Source organism: Luteimonas soli, assembly GCF_042648865.1.
Lineage (GTDB): Bacteria > Pseudomonadota > Gammaproteobacteria > Xanthomonadales > Xanthomonadaceae > Luteimonas > Luteimonas soli.
Map to the genome: position 1 here is coordinate 456288 of NZ_JBHRYA010000001.1, position 19236 is coordinate 475523.

Consider the following 19236-nt stretch of genomic DNA (forward strand, 5'->3'; position numbering starts at 1 on the left):
AAGAGCTCGCGGCTGAAGCCGCTCCCACGAATAATCTCGATGTCATGCCGCAGCTTCCCGCCATCCGCCGCGCCACGCCCGACGACGCCGAAATCCTCTCGGCGCTCGCCACTCGCACCTTCGTGGAAACCTTCGGCCACCTGTATCCGGCCGAAGACCTGGACGCCTTCCTCGCCGACGCCTATGCGGTCGAGAAGCAGCGCATGATCCTGTCGCACCCCGATTACGCGGTCTGGCTGCTCGAACGCGACGGCGTTGCGATCGGCCACGCCGCCGCCGGCCCCTGCGGCCTGCCGCATCCGGATGTCGCGCCGGGCGACGGCGAGCTCAAGCGCCTGTACCTGCTCAAGGCGCACCAGAACGGCGGCATGGGCGGGAAACTGTTCGACACCGCGCTCGACTGGCTGCAGCGCAACGGCCCGCGCACGCTGTGGATCGGGGTATGGTCGGAAAACCTCGGCGCGCAGCGCTTCTACGCCCGGCATGGCTTCGAAAAGGCAGGCGAATACGAGTTCCCGGTCGGCCGCGTGCGCGACCGCGAGTTCATCCTGCGCCGCCGCGCCGGTGCAGGCACACGCTCGGCAAGCGTGCGGCCCGCGCCGTAGGAGCGCACTGGGGCGCGACAGCTTTTCCGGCGAAAGCCTGTCACGCCCCAGTGCGCTCCTGCGAAGAACCTGCGAGCGCGGGCGTCGTCCATCGCGCGTAACGTCGCTCGCTGACTCGCTGCGGCAGCGTGCCTTCCACAGGGACAGGCCCTAGACTGCGACCTCCCCCCTCTCCATCGGATTGCCCATGCGCCTGCAGACCCCGATTCTCGCGTGCCTGGCCCTGCTGCTGGCGGCTTGCGCGCCGCCGCAGGCACTGCAGCCGGCCAGCGGCGGCCCGACGATCGCCGGCAACGGAACCTGCAAGGCGGAAGGCCTCGGGTGGGCGGTCGGGCAGGCGGCCACCCAGGAGACCATGGGGCGCATCTGGCGCGAAAGCGGCGCCGGCCTGATCCGCCCCATCGCGCCGGGCCAGGCGGTGACGCGCGACTACCGCGGCGACCGCATCAACGTCCATGTCGATGACGGCAACGTCATTACCGGAATCGACTGCGGCTGACCGCGGCGTGCCGTCCTCCTCGCGGTCCGCGAATCCGGGTGTGCCCACGCGACGCGTCGTGCTGCTGCACGGCATCTGGATGGTCGGCGCGACCATGCAGTGGGTGGGCACGCGCCTGCGCGCGGCCGGGTTCGCGACGGAAACCTTCGGCTACCACAGCATCGTCGGCGGGCCCGACGAAGCGGTGCCGCAGCTGGCCGAACAGCTGCGCGACGGCGGTGAAACCGACATCGTCGCCCACAGCCTCGGCGGGCTGGTCGCGCTGCAGGCGCTGGCCGCCGAGCCCGGCCTGCCGGTGCGCCGGGTGGTGTGCCTGGGCGTGCCGCTGTGCGGCAGCAGCGCGGCGAGCAACCTTTCGCGCTGGCCGCTCGCGGCGCTGTGGCTGGGGCGCAGCGCGGAGCTGCTGCAGAACGGTTGCGTGGCCTGGCCGCGGGGCCCCGAGGTGGGGATGATCGCCGGCAGCCTGCCGCACGGCCTCGGCGGCCTGCTGGCGAGTTTCGAGGGCGACAACGACGGCAGCGTGTCGGTCGAGGAGACCCGCAGCCCGCAGCTGGCCGACCACGTCGTGGTCGCTGCCAGCCACAGCGGGCTGCTGTTCTCGGCCGAGGCGATCGCGCAGACACTGGCATTCCTGCACGCGGGCCGGTTCGAGCATCCGGACCAGGCGGCTTGACCCCCGATTCCCGTGGGAGCGGCTTCAGCCGCGAGCTCTTTTCGCGAACCTGCCGGGATCCTTGACAAGCTCGCGGCTGAAGCCGCTCCCACAATCAGGTTGGTGCCGGCCGCTTCGAGTAAAATCGCCGGCTTTCCACGCAAGACCGGGGTTTCCAAATGGGTCGCGGCCCCTCCATCGAAGCACGCAAGAACGCCTCCGACGCCAAGCGCGGCAAGATCTTCACCAAGATCATCCGCGAGATCTCCGTCGCGGCCCGCAAGGGCGGCGCCGAGCCGGCCAACAATCCGGCGCTGCGCACGGCCATCGACAAGGGCCTGGCGATCAACATGCCCAAGGACACCATCGAGCGCGCGCTGAAGAAGGCCACCGGCGAGCTGGAAGGCGTCGAGTACGAGGAAATCCGCTACGAGGGCTACGCGCCGGGTGGGGTGGCGGTGATCGTCGATTGCCTTACCGACAACCGCGTGCGCACGGTGGCCGACGTGCGCCACGCCTTCGGCAAGTTCGGCGGCAACCTGGGCACCGAGGGCTCGGTGGCCTTCATGTTCAAGCGCATGGGCGTGCTGCGCTTCGCGCCGGGCGCGGACGAGGACAAGGTCACCGAGGCAGCGATCGAGGCAGGCGCGGACGACGTGGTCGTCTATCCGGAGGACGGCGCGATCGACGTCGTCACCGCGCCCGAGTCCTTCGAAACCGTGCGCGACGGCATGAAGGCCGCGGGTGCGGCACCGGACGACGCCGAGGTCACCTACCGCGCCGACAACGACATCGCCGTCGAAGGCGAGACCGCGCAGCAGGTGGTCAAGCTGCTCGACTGGCTCGAGGATCTCGACGACGTGCAGAACGTCTACAGCAACGCGGAGCTGGGCGAAGGCGCCTACGGGTGATGGCCGGGACGGGTAATGGTTGGTGCCTCGGCTCCCTCCCCTGCGAAGGCAGGGGAGGGCTGGGGAGGGGTGTCTTGCGGATCATCGCGAATCGTGGCTACCCCCTCCCAACCTCCCCCTGCCTTCGCAGGGGGAAGAGCCAGAAGCAAGAAGCTCGCGGCTGAAGCCGCTCCCACCAGTCGCCTTCCTTCGTCCATGGCACCGCAATGACCCGCATCCTCGGCATCGACCCGGGCTCGCAGCGCACCGGCGTCGGCATCATCGACGTCGATGATGCCGGTCGCGCGACGCACGTGTTCCACGCGCCGCTGCTGCTGCTGGGCGAGGGTGGATTCGCGCAGCGGCTCAAGCGCCTGCTCGATGGTTTGACTACGATCATCACCGAACATCGGCCCGATGAAGTGGCGATCGAACAGGTCTTCATGGCACGCAACCCGGACTCGGCGCTCAAGCTCGGCCAGGCGCGCGGCGCGGCGCTGTGCGCGGTTGTGATGCATGATCTGCCCGTGCACGAGTACGCCGCGCGCGAGATCAAGCTGGCGCTGGTGGGCAAGGGCAGTGCGGACAAGGTGCAGGTGCAACACATGGTGGGGATCATGCTCAACCTCAAAGGCAAGCTGCAGGCCGACGCCGCCGACGCGCTGGCGGTCGCCATCACCCACGCCCACGTGCGTGCCAGCGCGCAGCGCCTGGGCGTGGGCACGCGCGAAGCGTGGAGCAGGAAGTGAGCGTCCTGCTTTTCCTCCCTAAGAAAAATGGGGGCAGGGGGGATTTGCTCTTGCTTGTTGCAACAGCAACAGCAAATCCCCCTGTATCCCCCTTTTTCAAAGGGGGAGAAATCAAGGGCCGTCCCGGGGAGACGCCATGATCGGCCGCCTGAAAGGCACCCTGGTCCACAAGCAGCCGCCGTGGCTGGTGGTGGACGTGCATGGCGTGGGCTACGAGCTTGAAGCGCCGATGAGCACCTTCTACGACCTGCCCGCGGTGGGTGGCGAAGTGTCGCTGTTCACCCACTACGCGCAGAAGGAAGACAGCGTTTCGCTGTACGGCTTCCTGAGCGAAGCCGAGCGGCGCCTGTTCCGCGACGTGCAGCGGGTCAGCGGCATCGGCGCGAAGATCGCGCTGGCGGTGCTGTCCGGCGCCGGCGTCGAGGAGTTCGCGCGCCTGGTGCAGGCCGGCGACGTGACCGCGCTCACCCGCATCCCCGGCATCGGCAAGAAGACCGCCGAGCGCATGGTCGTCGAACTGCGCGAGCGCATGGCGGACGGCTACGCCACCGGCGCCACTGCCGTGGCCGGGAAGGGCGCGGCCGTCGCGGCCGACCCGCTGTCGGAGGCGACCGTCGCCCTGCAGCAGCTCGGCTACAAGCCGGCCGAGGCGCAGCGCATGGCCCGGCAGGCGTTCGCAGAAGGCGATGTTGCCGAAACCATCATCCGCAAGGCGCTACAGTCCGCGCTGCGTTGAACCGGCCCGGCGCCCTCGCGCCGACCGGATACAGGAAGCCCATGGCCACCTCTCCGAGCAGTTCCCCACAACACGGCGCGGGCAATGCCCATGGCCATGGCGGCGCCGGCCTCGCGGGGCTGATGGTCGGCGCGATCGGCGTCGTCTTCGGCGACATCGGCACCAGCCCGCTGTACACGATCAAGCAGGCGTTCTCGCCGCACTACGGCCTGGTCGCCAACCACGACACCGTGCTGGGAATCCTGTCGCTGGTGTTCTGGGCGCTGATGATGGTGGTCACGATCAAGTACGTGACCATCATCATGCGTGCCGACAACGACGGCGAGGGCGGCATCATGGCGTTGATGACGCTGGCCCAGCGCACGCTGCGCAAGGGCTCGCGCTCGACCTACGTGGTCGGCATCCTCGGTATCTTCGGCGCCTCGCTGTTCTTCGGCGACGGTGTGATCACCCCGGCGATCTCGGTGCTGTCCGCGGTCGAGGGCCTGGAAGTGGTGGCGCCGCAGCTGCACGCCTGGATCGTGCCGATCGTGGTGGTGGTGCTGCTCACGGTGTTCATGGCCCAGCGCTTCGGCACCGAGAAGGTGGGCAAGGTGTTCGGGCCGGTGACGATCCTGTGGTTCGCGTCGCTGGCGGTGCTGGGGGTGGTCAACATCCTGCACGCGCCGGAAGTGCTCAAGGCGATCAACCCCTGGTGGGCGCTGCACTTCTTCTACGTGCATCATTTCGAGGGCATCTTCATCCTCGGCGCCGTGGTGCTGGCGGTGACCGGCGGCGAGGCGCTGTACACGGACATGGGCCACTTCGGCGCGCGTCCGATCCGCTATTCCTGGTATTACTTCGTGCTGCCGGCGCTGATGCTCAACTACCTCGGGCAGGGCGCGCTGGTGCTCGAGCACCCGGAGGCCGTCCAGAACCCGTTCTACGTCGGCGTGCCGCAGTGGGCGCGCTGGCCGATGATCATCCTCGCCACCTCCGCGACGGTGATCGCCTCGCAGGCGGTGATCACCGGCGCGTTCTCGATTTCGCGCCAGGCGATGCAGCTGGGCTACATCCCGCGCATGGCGATCAAGCACACCTCGAGTTCGACGATCGGCCAGATCTACATCCCCGGCATCAACTGGATGCTGGCGGTGCTGGTGATCGGCCTGGTGCTGGCATTCGGCTCGTCCACCGCGCTGGCCACCGCCTACGGCATCTCGGTGTCGGCGACGATGCTGATCGATACCCTGCTGCTGGCGCTGGTCGCGCGCGCGCTGTGGCCGGGCTGGCGCAAGTGGGTGCTGCCGCTGTGCGTGGTGTTCTTCGTCGCCGACGTCGGCTTCCTGATCGCCAACGGCGCCAAGATCCTCGACGGCGGCTGGTTCCCGGTGGTGCTGGGGCTGGTGCTGTTCACCATGCTGAGGACCTGGCGCCGCGGACGCGAGCTGCTGCACGCCGAGGTCCGCAAGGAGGGCATCGAGCTCGATACCTTCCTGCCGGGCCTGATGCTGGCGCCGCCGGTGCGCGTGCCCGGCACCGCGATCTTCATGACCGCCGACCCGGGGGTGGTGCCGCACGCGCTGCTGCACAACCTCAAGCACAACAAGGTGCTGCACGAGCGCAACGTGTTCCTGACCGTGGAGACACTGTCCATCCCGTACGCGGCGCCGGGCGAGCGGCTGAAGATGGAAGCGATCGGCGAGGACTTCCACCGCGTGCTGATCCGCTTCGGCTTCATGGAAACCCCGGACGTGCCGCTGGCGCTGATGCGTTCCTGCGACCAGGGCGGCATCCACTTCGACCCGATGGACACCACGTATTTCGCCAGTCGCGAAACGGTCGTCGCCAGCCGTCGCCACGGCATGCCGGTGTGGCGCGACAAGCTGTTCGCCTTCATGCACCGCAACGCGGCGCCGGCGACGGGGTTCTTCCGGATCCCGGGCAACAGGCTGGTGGAACTGGGCTCGCAGGTGGAGATCTAGGCGAACGCCTGGCTCTCCCGTGGTTCCCGTAGGAGCGGCGGCGGCCGGGGGATCCACGGGCGATGGGACGGTGTGTTCCCGCGAGGCAGGCAGTCCAGGCCATGCAGGCATGGCAAAAGCGTCGATCGTCCCGATATCCACGGGGCCCCCTCCCGCCAGAGTCCTCCAATGATCCCGTATTCGCTCCTCGACCTCGCCCCCGTCACCGAAGGCAGCACGCCGCGGGAAGCCTTCGCCAACACGCTCGATCTCGCGCGCCACGCCGAGTCGCTCGGCTACCATCGCTACTGGCTGGCCGAGCACCACAACATGCCCGGCATCGCCAGCGCGGCGACGGCGGTGCTGATCGGGCACGTGGCCGGGGGCACGTCGACGATCCGGGTCGGGGCGGGCGGGGTGATGTTGCCCAACCATGCGCCGCTGCAGGTGGCCGAGCAGTTCGGCACGCTGGCGTCGCTGTATCCGGACCGGATCGACCTCGGGCTTGGCCGCGCGCCGGGCACCGACCAGGCCACGGTGCGCGCGCTGCGGCGGTACTTCGACGGGGCCGACGCGTTCCCGCAGGACGTGGCCGAACTGCTGCGCTACTTCGAACCCGTGCGGCCCGGGCAGCCGGTGCAGGCGGTGCCCGGTGGCGGCATCGAGGTGCCGGTGTGGCTGCTGGGATCGAGCCTGTTCAGCGCCCAGCTGGCCGCGGCGATGGGACTGCCGTTCGCCTTCGCCTCGCACTTCGCGCCGGCGGCGATGGAACAGGCGCTGGCGCTGTACCGGCAGGACTTCCGGCCGTCGAAGCGGCTGGCCGAGCCGTACGCGATGCTGGCGCTCAACGTGGTGGGCGCCGACAGCGAGGCCGAGGCGCGGCGCCTGTTCACCACCCAGCAGCAGAGTTTCGTGCGCCTGCGCCGCGGCCAGCCGGGGCTGGTGCCGCCGCCGATCGACGACATCGAGGCGTTCTGGAGCCCGGCGGAGAAGGCGATGGTGGAGCAGTCACTGGCCTGCACCGTGCTGGGCGATCGCGACCAGCTGCGCGCCGGCATCTCGGCATTCGTCGAGCGCCACCGCCCGGACGAACTGCTGCTGACGGCCAACATCTTCGACCATGCCGAGCGCAAGCGCTCGTTCGAAATCGCCGCCGAAGCCTGCCGCAGGCTTTCCACCCCGTAGGATGGGTAGAGCGCAGCGGTTTTCAACAGCGAAGCTGGTCAACTCATCACCCCGCGCCCCCTGACTCCGGCCGGGCGATGGGTTTCGCCTTCGGCTCTACCCATCCTACGGACGTTCGGCGCGTGCGAACATAGGCGCATGACCGACGACCGCATCATCGCTGCCGACGCCACGCGCGAGGACGAGGCCATCGAGGCCAGCATCCGGCCCAAGCGGCTGGACGAGTACCTCGGCCAGCAGCCGGTGCGCGAGCAACTGTCGATCTACATCGAGGCCGCAAAGCGCCGCAGCGAGTCGCTCGACCACGTGCTGATCTTCGGCCCGCCCGGGCTGGGCAAGACCACCCTCAGCCACGTCATCGCCAACGAGCTGGGCGTGAGCCTGCGCGTCACTTCCGGCCCGGTGATCGAGAAGGCCGGCGACCTGGCCGCGCTGCTGACCAACCTGCAGCCGCACGACGTGCTGTTCATCGACGAGATCCACCGCCTCTCGCCCGTGGTCGAGGAAGTGCTGTACCCGGCGATGGAGGACTTCCAGATCGACATCATGATCGGCGAGGGTCCGGCCGCACGCTCGATCAAGCTCGACCTGCCGCCGTTCACCCTGATCGGCGCCACCACCCGCGCAGGCCTGCTGACCGCGCCGCTGCGCGACCGCTTCGGCATCGTCCAGCGGCTGGAGTTCTACAGCGCCGAAGAGTTGACGCGGATCGTGAAGCGCTCGGCGCAGATCCTCGGCATCGACTGCGTGGCCGAGGGCGCGGGCGAGATCGCGCGCCGCTCGCGCGGCACCCCGCGCATCGCCAACCGCCTGCTGCGGCGCGTGCGCGACTACGCCCAGGTGCGCGCCGGCGGGCGCATCGACCACGACGTGGCGAATGCGGCAATGCAGATGCTGAAGGTGGATCCGGAAGGTTTCGACGACCTCGACCGGCGGCTGCTCAACCTGATCATCGAGAACTTCGACGGCGGCCCGGTCGGCGTCGAGTCGCTGGCCGCGGCGCTGAGCGAGGAGCGCGGCACGCTCGAGGACGTGATCGAGCCCTACCTGATCCAGCAGGGCTTCCTGGTCCGCACCGCGCGCGGGCGGATGGCGTCTCACAAGGCGTACCGGCACCTGGGGTTGAAGCCCAAGAGCGGGGGCCCGGATCTGGGGACTGGGGACTCGGGAGGGCTGTTTTGACAGTTCGTGATTTTCCCGGGCGTCACCTCGGTCCGGCAACGGTCGGTGCGAGGACCGGATTTTGACTTCCCAGCCCCCAGTCCCCAGCTCCCAGCCCCCGCCGTTCAGTTGGCCGACACGGGTCTATTGGGAAGATACCGACGCCGGTGGCGTGGTCTACCACGCGCAGTACCTGGCGTTCCTGGAGCGCGCGCGGACCGAATGGCTGCGCGCGCTTGGTTACGGGCAGGACCTGCTGCGGGTCGAGCACGGCCTGGTGTTCGCGGTGCGGGCGATGCGGATCGATTTCCGCGCGCCGGCGCGGCTGGACGATGCGCTGGACGTGTCGGTCGCGCTGCGCCAGTGCCGGCGTGCGAGCCTGGTGATCGCGCAGGACATCCGCTGCGACGGCAGGCTGCTGCTGGACGCAGAGGTAAAGGTCGCGGCCCTGGATGCCGATGGCTTCCGCCCCCGCGGCATTCCCGAAACGCTGTATGAAAAACTCAAATCCCTCGAACAAGGCGCGCAGTGACCACGACCGGGTGTTCCCCATCGCCCCGCCGCCACCGCGCCACCGATTGAAACCAGACACCGGAGCCCATCCATGACGCCCCTATTCGCACTGCTGCAGGCCACGTCGGTCGAACCCCTGCCGGAAGAGGCCGCGGCCAGCGTGTCCGAACTGGCGGCCGACCCCAACGTCGCCGCCGGCGCCGCGGCCGCGGGCAACCACCTGGACATCGTGCAGCTGCTGCTGCACGCCTCGATCCCGGTGCAGTTCGTGATGCTGCTGCTGCTGGTCGCCTCGATCGCGTCGTGGGTGATCATCTTCCGCAAGCGCAGCCTGTTCAGCCGCGCGGAGGACGAGGCCGACCGCTTCGAGGAGCGCTTCTGGTCGGGCGCGGACCTTGCCAAGCTCTACGCCGGCGCGCAGGGCCGCGGCCGCGACTCGGGCGGCCTGGAGGCGATCTTCGAAAGCGGCTTCCGCGACTTCAACCGCATCCGCGAGCGCCGCGGCGTCGACAGCCGCATGCAGCTCGAGGGCGCGCAGCGGGCGATGCGCGTGACCACCTCGCGCGAACTCGACGGGCTGGAGCGCAACCTGGAATTCCTCGCCAACGTCGGTTCGATCAGCCCTTACGTGGGCCTGTTCGGCACGGTGTGGGGGATCATGATTTCGTTCCAGGGCCTGGCCAACGTCAAGGAAGCGACCATCGCCAGCGTCGCACCGGGCATCTCCGAGGCGCTGATCGCGACCGCGATGGGCCTGTTCGCGGCGATCCCGGCGGTGTGGGCCTACAACCGCTTCGCCACCAAGGTCGAGCGCCTGGCCACGCGCTACGACGCGTTCTCCGAGGAGTTCTCCTCGATCATGCAGCGCCAGTCCCACCTCGACGATTGAGCGACTGAACCCCGGCGCCGGCCGTCGCGCGTTTGCACGGGCCGGCCCCCCATCCAGAACGAGGTGAATCCCGCATGGCCATGAACGCCAACGGCCGCCGCATCCGCAAGCATCGCCTGAAGGCCGACATCAACGTCGTGCCCTATATCGACGTGATGCTCGTCCTGCTGATCATCTTCATGGTGACCGCGCCGCTGATGAACCTGGGCGTCGATGTCGACCTGCCCGATTCCAACGCGATGTCGCTGGAGCAGAGCAAGGAGCCGATGGTGGTGCGCGTGGACCTCGACGGCCGCTACGCGCTGATCCTGCCCGGCAACGAAACGCCGCAGGCGGTGACCGAGCAGGAACTTGGTGATCGTATTCGCGCGATCATCAACCAGAACCCGAACCAGGCGATCTTCGTCGCCGGCGACGGCAGCGCCAATTACCAGAAGGTGATGGACGCGCTGGTATTGCTCCAGGGCGCTGGCGTGCAGAAGGTCGGCCTGATGAGCGAACCGCAGCACCAGGGCGGCAACTGATGCAGGAAACGCGCGCCGACTCGACCCAGGCCGTGGTGCTGGCGATCGCGCTGCACGCGTTCCTGTTCGCGTTGATGTTCGTCGGCCTGTGGTGGACCCGCGACGCCGCGCCGATCGCGGCCGCCGGTTCGCCGATCAGCGCGGAGATGGTCGACACCAGCGAGCTGTCCACGCAGATGCGCCGCGCGCTGGCACAAGAGGCCGAGCCGCTGCCGGAACCTGAGCCCGAGCCCGAGCCGGCGCCACCGCAGGTGGTCGAAGAAGAGGCCGCGCCGCTGCCGCAGCCGATCCCCGAGCCCGCGCCGCAGGAATCGCCGGTGCCCAAGCAGCAGGAGGCGCAGGACTTCGTGCCCGAGCCGTCGCCGGTCGAGCAGGAGAAGGTCGACCGCAACGCGATCGCCGCCGAGAAGCGCGAGCGCGAGCAGGAGGAAAAGCGCCGCCAGGAGCAGATCGACCTGACCGAGCGCAAGAAGCAGGAAGAGGCCGAGCGCAAGTTCCGCCTCGCCGAACAGCAGCGCGACGAGAAGCTCAAGAAGATCCAGGCCGAGCGCGCCAAGGCCGAGCGCGAAGCGAAGCTCGCCGAGCAGAAACTCAAGCAGATCGCCGACCTTCGGGCCAAGCAGGCCTCGGAAGATGCCGCCGCGAGCGCGCCGCCGCCGCCGGGCAACGCCGGGGTGGATACCGGGCTGAGTGCGCGCTACGCAGCCGCGATCCAGGAGGCGGTGCTGCGCAACTGGACCCGGCCTGAAAACGTGCCGCTGGGCCAGCGCTGCCGCATCTACATCACCCAGCTGCCCGGCGGCGACGTGATGAGCGCCAAGGTCGATCCGTCCTGTCCCTACGACGAACTCGGCCGCCGTTCGGTCGAAGCGGCGGTGCTCAAGGCCAAGCCGCTGCCGTACGCGGGCTTCGAGTCGGTGTTCCAGCGCAACCTGATCCTCAACTTCGAGGCGCAGGATCGGTAGCAAACAGGGGCCCGGGACCTCTCTGACCGTAGGTCGGGGCTACGCCCCCGACGCGCTCTTCGCGTTGGCGCCGCTGCGAATCGTAGGGCGGGTCTTGACCCGCCTGCTGTTCCGGTTCCGCTGAAATCAAGAAAGATCAAAAGCTTTCGCGCCGTGACGGCGCGAGCCACCTTTCTTTGCTTGTGCAAAGAAACCTGGCGCAAAGAAAGCACACCCCGCCTTCGCGCCCGACGCTTCGCGTCGGGTCCGCGGAGCCGGCGGGATTTTTCGAAGGGGCATCCTGCCCCTGCGAAAAACGCCGCACATCCCTGTGCGGCGCCCTTTGGGTCTTGTCCGCCGGCTCCGCCGCTCCGGAGGGGCCCCGGAGATCAAGATCAAAGGCAAAGGCAAACGCAAACGCAAACGCACCGATCGTTGCGCCCCCCGTAGGAGCGGCGGAAGCCGCGAGCCCCGAAAAACCGGCAAATTCACGTCGTCAAGACCGCCGCGGCCGGTCCGTGTTCAGCTTTGAGACGCCGTTCACGTGCACCCTGCCACCATTCAGTTTTTCCGGACCCGGCCTGCCCATGAAAGCATCCCCGCGCCTTCTTGCCGCCTTCGCGGCGGTCTTCGCCTTCCTGCTGCCGCTGGCGGCCCTCGCCCAGGAGCGGGGCCTGGAGATCGACATCGTCGGCGGTAACGCCTCGGCCCTGCCGATCGCGGTGGTGCCGATGCCGTACCAGGGCAGCGGCGCGGCGCCGGAGACGGACGTGTCGGCCGTGGTTGGCGCCGACCTGGCGCGCTCCGGCCAGTTCCGCACCATGCCGGTGTCGGACATGGTCGAAAAGCCGACCCGCGGCGGTGAGATCCAGTTCCCGACCTGGCGCCTGCTCAAGCAGGATTTCGTCGTCGTCGGCCACGTGCTCGACGCTGGCGGCGGCAGCTACCGGGTCGAGTACGAGCTGTTCGACGTGGCCCGGCAGGAGCGCCTGCTCGGCTTCGCGATGACCGCCCGTTCGAGCGCGATGCGCGACGTGGCCCACCAGATGGCCGACGCCATCTACGAAAAGATCCTCGGCGTGCGCGGTGCGTTCTGGACCCGCATTGCCTACGTCACCGTGACCGGCACCGGCAAGGGCGCCAGCTACGCGCTGATGGTGGCCGATTCCGACGGCTACAACCCGCAGACCGTGGTGCGCTCGCCCGAGCCGCTGCTGTCGCCATCGTGGAGCCCGGACGGGCGCAAGGTGGCCTACGTCAGCTTCGAGAAGGGCAACTCCTCAATCTACATCCAGGACATCACCACCGGCAGCCGCGAGCTGATTTCCAGCTTCCGCGGCATCAACAGTTCGCCGGCGTTCTCGCCCGACGGCCGTCGCCTGGCGCTGACCCTGTCGCGCAGCGGCAATCCGGAAATCTACGTGATGGACCTGGGCAGCAAGGCGCTGACCCGGATCACCAACCAGTTCGGCATCGACACCGAGCCGGCGTGGAGCGCCGACGGCAGCACCCTGTACTTCACTTCCGACCGCGGCGGCCAGCCGCAGATCTACCAGGTGTCGGCCAGCGGCGGCAGCGCCAGCCGGGTGACGTTCCAGGGCAACTACAATGCCAGCCCCACGGTGTCGTACGACGACAAGAAGATCGCCGTGGCGCAGGGCAGCGGCAACGTGTACCGTATTGCGTTGCTGGACCGCAGCCTGGGGTCGCCGCGCTGGTCCACGCTGTCGCCGGGGTCACTTGACGAATCGCCGAGCTTCGCCCCGAACGCCAGCATGGTGCTGTATGCGGCACGTGAAGGACAGCGTGGCGTGCTGTACGCCGTCTCGGCCGACGGCCGCGTGCGCCAGCGACTGGTGCTCGCCGACGGTGACGTCCGCGAGCCGGCCTGGGGCCCGTTCCGCTCGCAGCGATGACGTTCCCTGCACACCTTGACCACGAAGCTTTACCGACGTTTCCGTAATACCCCTTCAACGCAAAGGATTCGACGAGATGAATACCATTAGCCGCGTGTTGTTGACGGCCGTGCTTTGCACCGCTGCCGTTGCCTGCTCCAAGAAGGTCAAGGAAGTGCCGCCGGCCGACACTGGTCCGAGCACCGGCGTCGTCGACCAGACCCCGCCCACCGCCGCGGGTGCCTATGGTCCCGGGGACCTGGACACCGACGCCTGCCTGCGCCAGCGCGTGGTGTACTTCGACCTGGACCAGGACGCGCTGCGTCCGGAGTTCCAGGCCGCGATGGCCTGCCACGCCAAGTACCTGCGTGACCGCCCGTCCTCGCGCATGACCCTGGAAGGCAACGCCGACGAGCGCGGCAGCCGTGACTACAACCTCGGCCTCGGCGAGCGCCGTGCCAATTCGGTGTCGTCCGCGCTGCAGGCCAACGGCGGTTCCGGAAGCCAGATCACGGTGGTCAGCTACGGCGAGGAGCGCCCGACCTGCACCGCGTCGAGCGAGGACTGCTGGGCCAAGAATCGCCGCGTCGAGATCGTTTACACCGCCAAGTAAGAAGTAAGCGATCCTGCGCAAACCGACGTCGGCAGCTGGCGGGAACCCCGTCAGCTGCCGATTGTCTTTACAGCACCAGAAAAACTTCCGACCACGAAGCATCCCGGCCATGACCATGCATTCGACCACGATCCTCCGCAGCCTCGTTTTCGTCGCGGCCACCGGCGCCGCGCTGGCGGCGACGCCCGCGCTCGCGCAGCGCGCCAGCCTCGCCGACCGCGTCGCCTCGCTCGAGCAGCAGGCGGCCAACAACCGCGGCAACGTCGACCTGCTCCACCAGGTCACCCAGATCAAGAACGAGCTGCAGGCGCTGCGCTCGCAGCTCGAGGAGCTGCAGCGCAAGAACGAGCAGCTCGAATCGACCAATCGCGCCCAGTACCTTGACCTGGACGGGCGCCTGAACCGGATCGAAGGCGGCGTGGCCCCGCCGACGCTCGACCCGGACTCGGTCCCCGCCGCCACGACGCCGGCGGCGCCCGCATCGGCAGCCGCATCCGAACCCGCGCCTGCGGTCTACGGCGATCCGGGGGCGATGGCGCGGACCGCCGATGAGCGCGGCGACTACGAGGTCGCGTTCAATGCACTCAAGGCCGGCCAGTACGCGGAATCGGCGCAGCTGTTCCAGAACTTCCTGAGGGCCCATCCGAGCGGTGCGTACGCGCCGAATGCCTACTACTGGCTGGGCGAGAGCTATTACGTCACCCAGAACTACGCGCTGGCGCAGCAGCAGTTCCAGGCCCTGATCGACCGCTATCCGACCCACGACAAGGCGCCCGGTGCGCTGCTCAAGATCGGCCTGTCGCAGTACGGGCAGCAACTGGTGGCGGACGCGGAGAAGACCCTGTCCGAGGTCACGACCCGCTACCCAGGCACCGATGCCGCGCGCACCGCGGACGACCGGCTGCGCGCGATCGAACTGTCGCAGGTGCAGTAGGCCCGCCACCACGCATCCGTAGGGCGGGTCTTGACCCGCCACCACGTCGACCGGCGCGGCATGCCGTACGGCGGCGGGTCAAGACCCGCCCCGGATCAAGCCCCGGCAGGCCCTACAATTCCCCCATGAACACCGCTTCCGCTCCCATCGATGCGGCTACCGCATCCGCGGACCGGCTGCGCATCACCGAAATCTTCCTGTCGCTGCAGGGCGAAGCCCGCGATGCCGGCTGGCCGACCGTGTTCGTGCGCCTGACCGGCTGCCCGCTGCGCTGCCAGTACTGCGACACGGCCTATGCCTTTCACGGGGGCGAGTGGTGGGACGTCGAGGACATCCTCGCCGAAGTGGCGAAACACGGCGTGCGCCACGTCTGCGTGACCGGCGGCGAGCCGCTGTCGCAGAAGCGTTGCATCGGCCTGCTGCAGCGGCTGTGCGACGCAGGCTACGCAGTGTCGCTGGAAACCTCCGGCGCGATCGACATCTCCGCGGTCGACCCACGGGTATCGCGGGTGCTGGACATCAAGACCCCGGGTTCGCGGGAGGCCGAACGCAACCGTTGGGAGAACATCGACTTGCTGACCGCGCACGACCAGGTCAAGTTCGTCCTCTGTGGCCGCGCCGACTACGAATGGGCGCGCGATATGGTGGCGACGCACGAACTCGACCGGCGCTGCGACGTGCTGTTCTCGCCCAGCAAGTCCGAACTCGCTCCACGCGAACTGGCCGACTGGATCGTCGCCGACCGCCTGCCGGTGAAGTTCCAGATGCAGCTGCACAAGCTGCTGTGGAACGACGAACCGGGGCGTTGAGTAACGGAAAGGAAACCCGGAAGCGTAGGGCGGGTCTTGACCCGCCACCCCGCCCCGCGTCCTGGATGGCGGGTCAAGACCCGCCCTACGGATTAAGCTCTCGTCCCATTCCCGATTTCCCATTCCCGCATGAAAAAAGCTGTCGTCCTTGTTTCCGGTGGTATGGATTCCGCCGTCGTTGCCGCCGTCGCACGCGAGCAGGGCTTTGCCGTGCACGCGCTGAGCGTGTCGTATGGTCAGCGCCACACCTCCGAACTGGCCGCCGCCGCGCGCGTGGCCGCCACGCTCTGCGTGACCGAACACAAGGTCGTCAACGTCGACCTGCGCACGATTGGCGGCTCCGCGCTCACCGCCGACATCGACGTGCCGCTGGACTCCGACCAGGACGCCTCCGCGCCGGAAATCCCGGTCACCTACGTGCCGGCGCGCAACACGATCATGCTGTCGGTGGCGCTGGGCTGGGCCGAGGTGCTGGGCGCGGCGGACATCTTCTGCGGGGTCAACGCGGTGGACTACTCCGGCTACCCGGACTGCCGGCCCGAGTTCATCGAGGCCTTCGAACGCTTGGCCAATCTGGCGACAAAGGCCGGCGTGGAAGGCGCGGGCATCCGCATCCATGCGCCGCTCCAGCGCATGGGCAAGGCCGCCATCGTCCGTGAAGGCCTGCGCCTGGGCGTGGACTTCGCGCAGACCGTGTCCTGCTACCAGGCCGACGCGCAAGGCCGCGCCTGCGGCCATTGCGACGCCTGCCGCCTGCGCGCCGAAGGCTTCGCGGCCGCCGGTGCACCCGATCCCACGCGATACGCGGGGTAGGGCGTGGTGGCGGCGCTGCGGTAGAATTGCCGCCCCGCGCGATGCGCGCGGGCCTCGTGGGCCGTTAGCTCAGTCGGTAGAGCATCGGACTTTTAATCCGCTGGTCGATGGTTCGAATCCATCACGGCCCACCATCCAGAAAGCAGGTTTCGTCGGCGGTTCGCCATCACCAGCCGCGCGCGCGGCATCGGTTTCGGGGGGCAGGCCATGCGGTCGGCTTGCCTGGCGCGTCACGCGCTGGCCTCGGCGACGTCTGTCGCGGTACCTGCGACCACCTCCAGCACCTGCTCGCCATAGCGCGCAAGCTTGGTGCCGCCGATGCCGCCGACCTGCGCCAGCTCGTCGAGCGTCGACGGCCGCTGGCGGGTGATGCCGCGCAGGGTGGTGTCGTGGAAGATCACGTAGGGCGGCACGTTCTGCTCGCGCGCCAGGCGCGTGCGCAGGTCGCGCAAGGCTTCGAACAGCGGCTGCTCGCCTGCTGAAAGCTCGATGGCCGCCGCCGAACCCGTCGCCCGGCTGCGCTCGCGCTGCTTCCTGCGCGGCAACTCCTTGCGCAGCATCACCGTCTGCTCGCCGCGCAGCACCGCGCGGCTGGCGTCGGTCAGGCGCAGGCCGCCGTAGCCTTCGGTGTCCACGTCGAGCAGGCCGGCGGCGACGAGCTGGCGGAACACGCCGCGCCAGGTGCGCGCGTCGAGGTCGGAACCGACGCCGAACGTCGACAGCCGCTCGTGCCCGAACTGGTGGATGCGTTCGTTCTCCGCGCCGCGCAGGATGTCCACCAGGTGCGCCACGCCGAAGCGCTGGCCGCTGCGGTACACGCAGGAGAGCGCCTTCTGCGCGGCGACGGTGGCGTCCCAGGTTTCGGCAGGCGACAGGCAGTTGTCGCAGTTGCCGCACGGCTGTCCCGGACCCTTGGCCGCGTACTCTTCGCCGAAGCTGGCCAGCAGCACCTGGCGACGGCAGCGCATGGTCTCGCAGTAGCCGACCAGCGCGTCGAGCTTGCGTCGCTCCAGCCGCTTGCGCTCCTCGCCGGCCTCCGAGTTCTCGATCATCTGCTTGAGCAGCACCACATCGCCCAGGCCTTGGCACAGCCAGGCTTCGGCCGGCTCGCCATCGCGCCCGGCGCGGCCGGTTTCCTGGTAGTAGCCCTCGATCGACTTGGGCAGGTCGAGGTGCGCGACGAAGCGCACGTCGGGCTTGTCGATGCCCATGCCGAAGGCGATGGTGGCGACGATCACCACCCCTTCGTCGCGCAGGAAGCGGCGCTGGTTCTCGGCGCGCGTGGCCGCGTCGAGGCCGGCGTGGTAGGGCAGGGCGTCGTAGCCGAGTTCGACCAGCGTCGCGGCGGTCTTCTCGACCTTCCTGCGCGACAGGCAGTAGACGATGCCGGCCTCGCCGCGGTGGGCCTGCAGGAAGTCGCGTAGCTGCGCGCTGCCGTTGTCCTTCTGCACCACGGTGTAGCGGATGTTGGGGCGGTCGAAGGAACTGACGAAGCGGCGTGCGTCCTCCAGCTGCAGGCGCTCGGCGATCTCGCGCTGGGTGGGCGGGTCGGCGGTGGCCGTGAGCGCGATCCGCGGGATGCCGGGCCAGCGTTCGTGCAGCAGGGTCAGCTCGCGGTATTCGCGGCGGAAGTCGTGGCCCCATTGCGAGACGCAGTGGGCCTCGTCGATGGCGAACAGGGCGATCTTCGAGCGTTCGAGCAGCGACAGGAAGCGCGGCGTGAGCAGGCGTTCGGGGGCGACGTAGAGCAGGTCGATCCCGCCGGCCAGAAGCTCGCGTTCGACCCGGGCGGCCGTTTCGCCGTCGAGCGTGGAGTTGAGGTACTCGGCGCGGACGCCCAGCTGGCGCAGCGCCTCGACCTGATCCTGCATCAGTGCGATCAGCGGCGAAACCACGATGCCGCAGCCTTCGCGCAGGATGGCCGGGACCTGGTAGCACAGCGACTTGCCGCCGCCGGTGGGCATCAGCACGAGGGCATCGTTGCCGGCGGTGACGTGGTCGACGATGGCGGCCTGCGAGCCGCGGAAGGCGGCGTGGCCGAAGACCTGCCGGAGGGTTTGGAGGGCGGCGTCGTGCATGCAGGAAGGGTAGCAAGCGGGCGTCGCGGGTCAGTCGGGGATTGACGCGCGTTGGCGTAGGGATTTTTCGCGCCCGAAGCCGAATCCAGTCCCGGTTGCCAAGGGTCGCAGGAGCGGCGGAAGCGATCCGGCTGCCCCTCGGTGGAGGTCGCGGCTTCGGCCGCTCCTGCAAGGCAAGGGTGCAGGGCAATGAAAAGGGGCGCGGCCGTCATGGACGGCCGCGCCCCCCGGATGCGGGTCGGCGCCTACTGCAGCAGCGAGCGCAGCATCCAGGCGTACTTTTCGTGGGTGTGCAGGCGCTGGGTCAGCAGGTCGACGGAGGGGTCGTCGCTGGCGTCCTCGGCGGTCTTGAGCACCTTGCGCGCGGTGCGGCACACCGCCTCGTTGCCCACGACCAGCTGCTGCACCATCTCGCGCCAGTCCGGCGCCTCGGTCAGGCCGGGTTCTTCCTTGATCGTCGAGAGCTTGCCGAACTCGCCATACGAGCCGGGCGCGTTGAAGCCCAGCGCGCGGATGCGCTCGGCGATGTCGTCCAGCGCGTTCCACTGCTCGGTGTACTGGTCCATGAACATCGCGTGCAGCGAGTTGAACATGGGCCCGGTCACGTTCCAGTGGAAGTTGTGGGTCTTGAGGTACAGCGTGTAGGCATCTGCAAGGAAGACCGACAGGCCCTGCGCGACCTTCTTGCGTTCGGCCGCGTCGATCCCGATATCGATCTGCGGGCCGCTGGCCCCCGGGGATGCCGACAGGCTGGGTTTGGTCTTCTTCTTCACTGGGGACTTGGCCATCTGGTTTCTCCTGGGC

At 68.7% G+C, this 19236-nt stretch carries 20 protein-coding genes and 1 tRNA gene; 19 read left to right on the forward strand and 2 right to left on the reverse strand.

Going from position 1 to position 19236, the window contains the following annotated elements; translation table 11 throughout:
• The first annotated feature begins 44 nt into the window (after nt 1–44).
• From ACFONC_RS02065 to ACFONC_RS02155, 19 genes are all read left to right on the forward strand, one after another.
• Complete coding sequence (locus ACFONC_RS02065; protein WP_386742211.1) at nt 45–605, forward strand: GNAT family N-acetyltransferase; 561 nt, start codon at nt 45–47, stop codon at nt 603–605.
• Nucleotides 606–792: 187 nt separating this feature from the next.
• A complete protein-coding gene (locus tag ACFONC_RS02070) occupies nt 793–1104 on the forward strand; it encodes an I78 family peptidase inhibitor (protein ID WP_386741925.1) in 312 nt (103 codons plus the stop codon).
• Nucleotides 1061–1777, forward strand: a complete 717-nt coding sequence (locus ACFONC_RS02075) for an esterase/lipase family protein (RefSeq protein ID WP_386741927.1) — start codon at nt 1061–1063, stop codon at nt 1775–1777. Before ACFONC_RS02070 ends, ACFONC_RS02075 begins: the two co-directional genes overlap by 44 nt.
• Before the next feature lie 158 nt (nt 1778–1935).
• Nucleotides 1936–2667, forward strand: a complete 732-nt coding sequence (locus ACFONC_RS02080) for a YebC/PmpR family DNA-binding transcriptional regulator (RefSeq protein ID WP_386741929.1) — start codon at nt 1936–1938, stop codon at nt 2665–2667.
• A 206-nt stretch (nt 2668–2873) separates the two neighbouring features.
• Nucleotides 2874–3395 (forward strand): crossover junction endodeoxyribonuclease RuvC, encoded by a 522-nt coding sequence (gene ruvC / locus ACFONC_RS02085; protein ID WP_386741931.1) that lies wholly within the window; start codon nt 2874–2876, stop codon nt 3393–3395.
• 136 nt (nt 3396–3531) lie between these two features.
• A complete protein-coding gene (ruvA, locus tag ACFONC_RS02090) occupies nt 3532–4131 on the forward strand; it encodes a Holliday junction branch migration protein RuvA (protein ID WP_386741933.1) in 600 nt (199 codons plus the stop codon).
• 41 nt (nt 4132–4172) lie between these two features.
• On the forward strand, nt 4173–6095 hold the full coding sequence (locus ACFONC_RS02095) for a potassium transporter Kup (RefSeq protein ID WP_386741935.1): 1923 nt from the start codon (nt 4173–4175) through the stop codon (nt 6093–6095).
• A gap of 168 nt (nt 6096–6263) precedes the next feature.
• Nucleotides 6264–7259, forward strand: coding sequence for an LLM class flavin-dependent oxidoreductase (locus ACFONC_RS02100; protein WP_386741937.1), 996 nt, complete (start codon nt 6264–6266; stop codon nt 7257–7259).
• Between the two features lie 138 nt (nt 7260–7397).
• On the forward strand, nt 7398–8441 hold the full coding sequence (gene ruvB / locus ACFONC_RS02105; protein ID WP_386741939.1) for a Holliday junction branch migration DNA helicase RuvB: 1044 nt from the start codon (nt 7398–7400) through the stop codon (nt 8439–8441).
• A 61-nt stretch (nt 8442–8502) separates the two neighbouring features.
• Complete coding sequence (gene ybgC, locus ACFONC_RS02110) at nt 8503–8952, forward strand: tol-pal system-associated acyl-CoA thioesterase (RefSeq protein ID WP_386741941.1); 450 nt, start codon at nt 8503–8505, stop codon at nt 8950–8952.
• 72 nt (nt 8953–9024) lie between these two features.
• Nucleotides 9025–9822 carry a protein TolQ gene (gene tolQ / locus ACFONC_RS02115; protein WP_386741943.1) on the forward strand — a complete coding sequence of 266 codons (798 nt, stop codon included), beginning with the start codon at nt 9025–9027 and terminating at the stop codon, nt 9820–9822.
• 80 nt (nt 9823–9902) lie between these two features.
• The gene (tolR, locus tag ACFONC_RS02120; protein ID WP_386742213.1) at nt 9903–10346 is read left to right on the forward strand and encodes a protein TolR; all 444 of its coding nucleotides are present in this window, start codon (nt 9903–9905) and stop codon (nt 10344–10346) included.
• On the forward strand, nt 10346–11311 hold the full coding sequence (gene tolA, locus ACFONC_RS02125; RefSeq protein WP_386741945.1) for a cell envelope integrity protein TolA: 966 nt from the start codon (nt 10346–10348) through the stop codon (nt 11309–11311). The genes tolR and tolA overlap by 1 nt, the downstream gene beginning before the upstream one ends.
• A gap of 566 nt (nt 11312–11877) precedes the next feature.
• A complete protein-coding gene (gene tolB, locus ACFONC_RS02130; RefSeq protein WP_386741947.1) occupies nt 11878–13206 on the forward strand; it encodes a Tol-Pal system beta propeller repeat protein TolB in 1329 nt (442 codons plus the stop codon).
• 76 nt (nt 13207–13282) lie between these two features.
• A complete protein-coding gene (pal, locus tag ACFONC_RS02135) occupies nt 13283–13798 on the forward strand; it encodes a peptidoglycan-associated lipoprotein Pal (RefSeq protein WP_386741949.1) in 516 nt (171 codons plus the stop codon).
• A gap of 115 nt (nt 13799–13913) precedes the next feature.
• Complete coding sequence (gene ybgF / locus ACFONC_RS02140; protein WP_449284275.1) at nt 13914–14732, forward strand: tol-pal system protein YbgF; 819 nt, start codon at nt 13914–13916, stop codon at nt 14730–14732.
• Nucleotides 14733–14857: 125 nt separating this feature from the next.
• Nucleotides 14858–15541, forward strand: coding sequence for a 7-carboxy-7-deazaguanine synthase QueE (gene queE, locus ACFONC_RS02145; RefSeq protein ID WP_386741954.1), 684 nt, complete (start codon nt 14858–14860; stop codon nt 15539–15541).
• 129 nt (nt 15542–15670) lie between these two features.
• Entirely contained in the window at nt 15671–16354 is a 684-nt protein-coding gene (queC, locus tag ACFONC_RS02150) for a 7-cyano-7-deazaguanine synthase QueC (RefSeq protein WP_386741956.1), read from the forward strand.
• A 58-nt stretch (nt 16355–16412) separates the two neighbouring features.
• Nucleotides 16413–16488, forward strand: a tRNA-Lys gene (locus ACFONC_RS02155).
• 96 nt (nt 16489–16584) lie between these two features.
• Here the strand turns inward: ACFONC_RS02155 and recQ are convergent.
• Both recQ and ACFONC_RS02165 read right to left on the reverse strand, forming a co-directional pair.
• On the reverse strand, nt 16585–18432 hold the full coding sequence (gene recQ / locus ACFONC_RS02160; protein WP_386741958.1) for a DNA helicase RecQ: 1848 nt from the start codon (nt 18430–18432) through the stop codon (nt 16585–16587).
• A gap of 245 nt (nt 18433–18677) precedes the next feature.
• Complete coding sequence (locus tag ACFONC_RS02165; RefSeq protein ID WP_386741960.1) at nt 18678–19220, reverse strand: Dps family protein; 543 nt, start codon at nt 19218–19220, stop codon at nt 18678–18680.
• Nucleotides 19221–19236: the final 16 nt, after the last annotated feature.

Coding starts and splice junctions, on each gene's coding strand:
- ACFONC_RS02100 (WP_386741937.1), top strand. CDS start 6,264: ATGATCCCGTATTCGCTCCTCGACCTCGCCCCCGTCACCGAAGGCAGC.
- ACFONC_RS02075 (WP_386741927.1), top strand. CDS start 1,061: ATGTCGATGACGGCAACGTCATTACCGGAATCGACTGCGGCTGACCGC.
- ybgF (WP_449284275.1), top strand. CDS start 13,914: ATGCATTCGACCACGATCCTCCGCAGCCTCGTTTTCGTCGCGGCCACC.
- tolQ (WP_386741943.1), top strand. CDS start 9,025: ATGACGCCCCTATTCGCACTGCTGCAGGCCACGTCGGTCGAACCCCTG.
- ruvA (WP_386741933.1), top strand. CDS start 3,532: ATGATCGGCCGCCTGAAAGGCACCCTGGTCCACAAGCAGCCGCCGTGG.
- tolA (WP_386741945.1), top strand. CDS start 10,346: ATGCAGGAAACGCGCGCCGACTCGACCCAGGCCGTGGTGCTGGCGATC.
- ACFONC_RS02095 (WP_386741935.1), top strand. CDS start 4,173: ATGGCCACCTCTCCGAGCAGTTCCCCACAACACGGCGCGGGCAATGCC.
- queE (WP_386741954.1), top strand. CDS start 14,858: ATGAACACCGCTTCCGCTCCCATCGATGCGGCTACCGCATCCGCGGAC.
- tolR (WP_386742213.1), top strand. CDS start 9,903: ATGAACGCCAACGGCCGCCGCATCCGCAAGCATCGCCTGAAGGCCGAC.
- recQ (WP_386741958.1), bottom strand. CDS start 18,432: ATGCACGACGCCGCCCTCCAAACCCTCCGGCAGGTCTTCGGCCACGCC.
- ACFONC_RS02065 (WP_386742211.1), top strand. CDS start 45: ATGCCGCAGCTTCCCGCCATCCGCCGCGCCACGCCCGACGACGCCGAA.
- queC (WP_386741956.1), top strand. CDS start 15,671: ATGAAAAAAGCTGTCGTCCTTGTTTCCGGTGGTATGGATTCCGCCGTC.
- pal (WP_386741949.1), top strand. CDS start 13,283: ATGAATACCATTAGCCGCGTGTTGTTGACGGCCGTGCTTTGCACCGCT.
- ruvC (WP_386741931.1), top strand. CDS start 2,874: ATGACCCGCATCCTCGGCATCGACCCGGGCTCGCAGCGCACCGGCGTC.
- ACFONC_RS02080 (WP_386741929.1), top strand. CDS start 1,936: ATGGGTCGCGGCCCCTCCATCGAAGCACGCAAGAACGCCTCCGACGCC.
- tolB (WP_386741947.1), top strand. CDS start 11,878: ATGAAAGCATCCCCGCGCCTTCTTGCCGCCTTCGCGGCGGTCTTCGCC.
- ACFONC_RS02165 (WP_386741960.1), bottom strand. CDS start 19,220: ATGGCCAAGTCCCCAGTGAAGAAGAAGACCAAACCCAGCCTGTCGGCA.
- ruvB (WP_386741939.1), top strand. CDS start 7,398: ATGACCGACGACCGCATCATCGCTGCCGACGCCACGCGCGAGGACGAG.
- ACFONC_RS02070 (WP_386741925.1), top strand. CDS start 793: ATGCGCCTGCAGACCCCGATTCTCGCGTGCCTGGCCCTGCTGCTGGCG.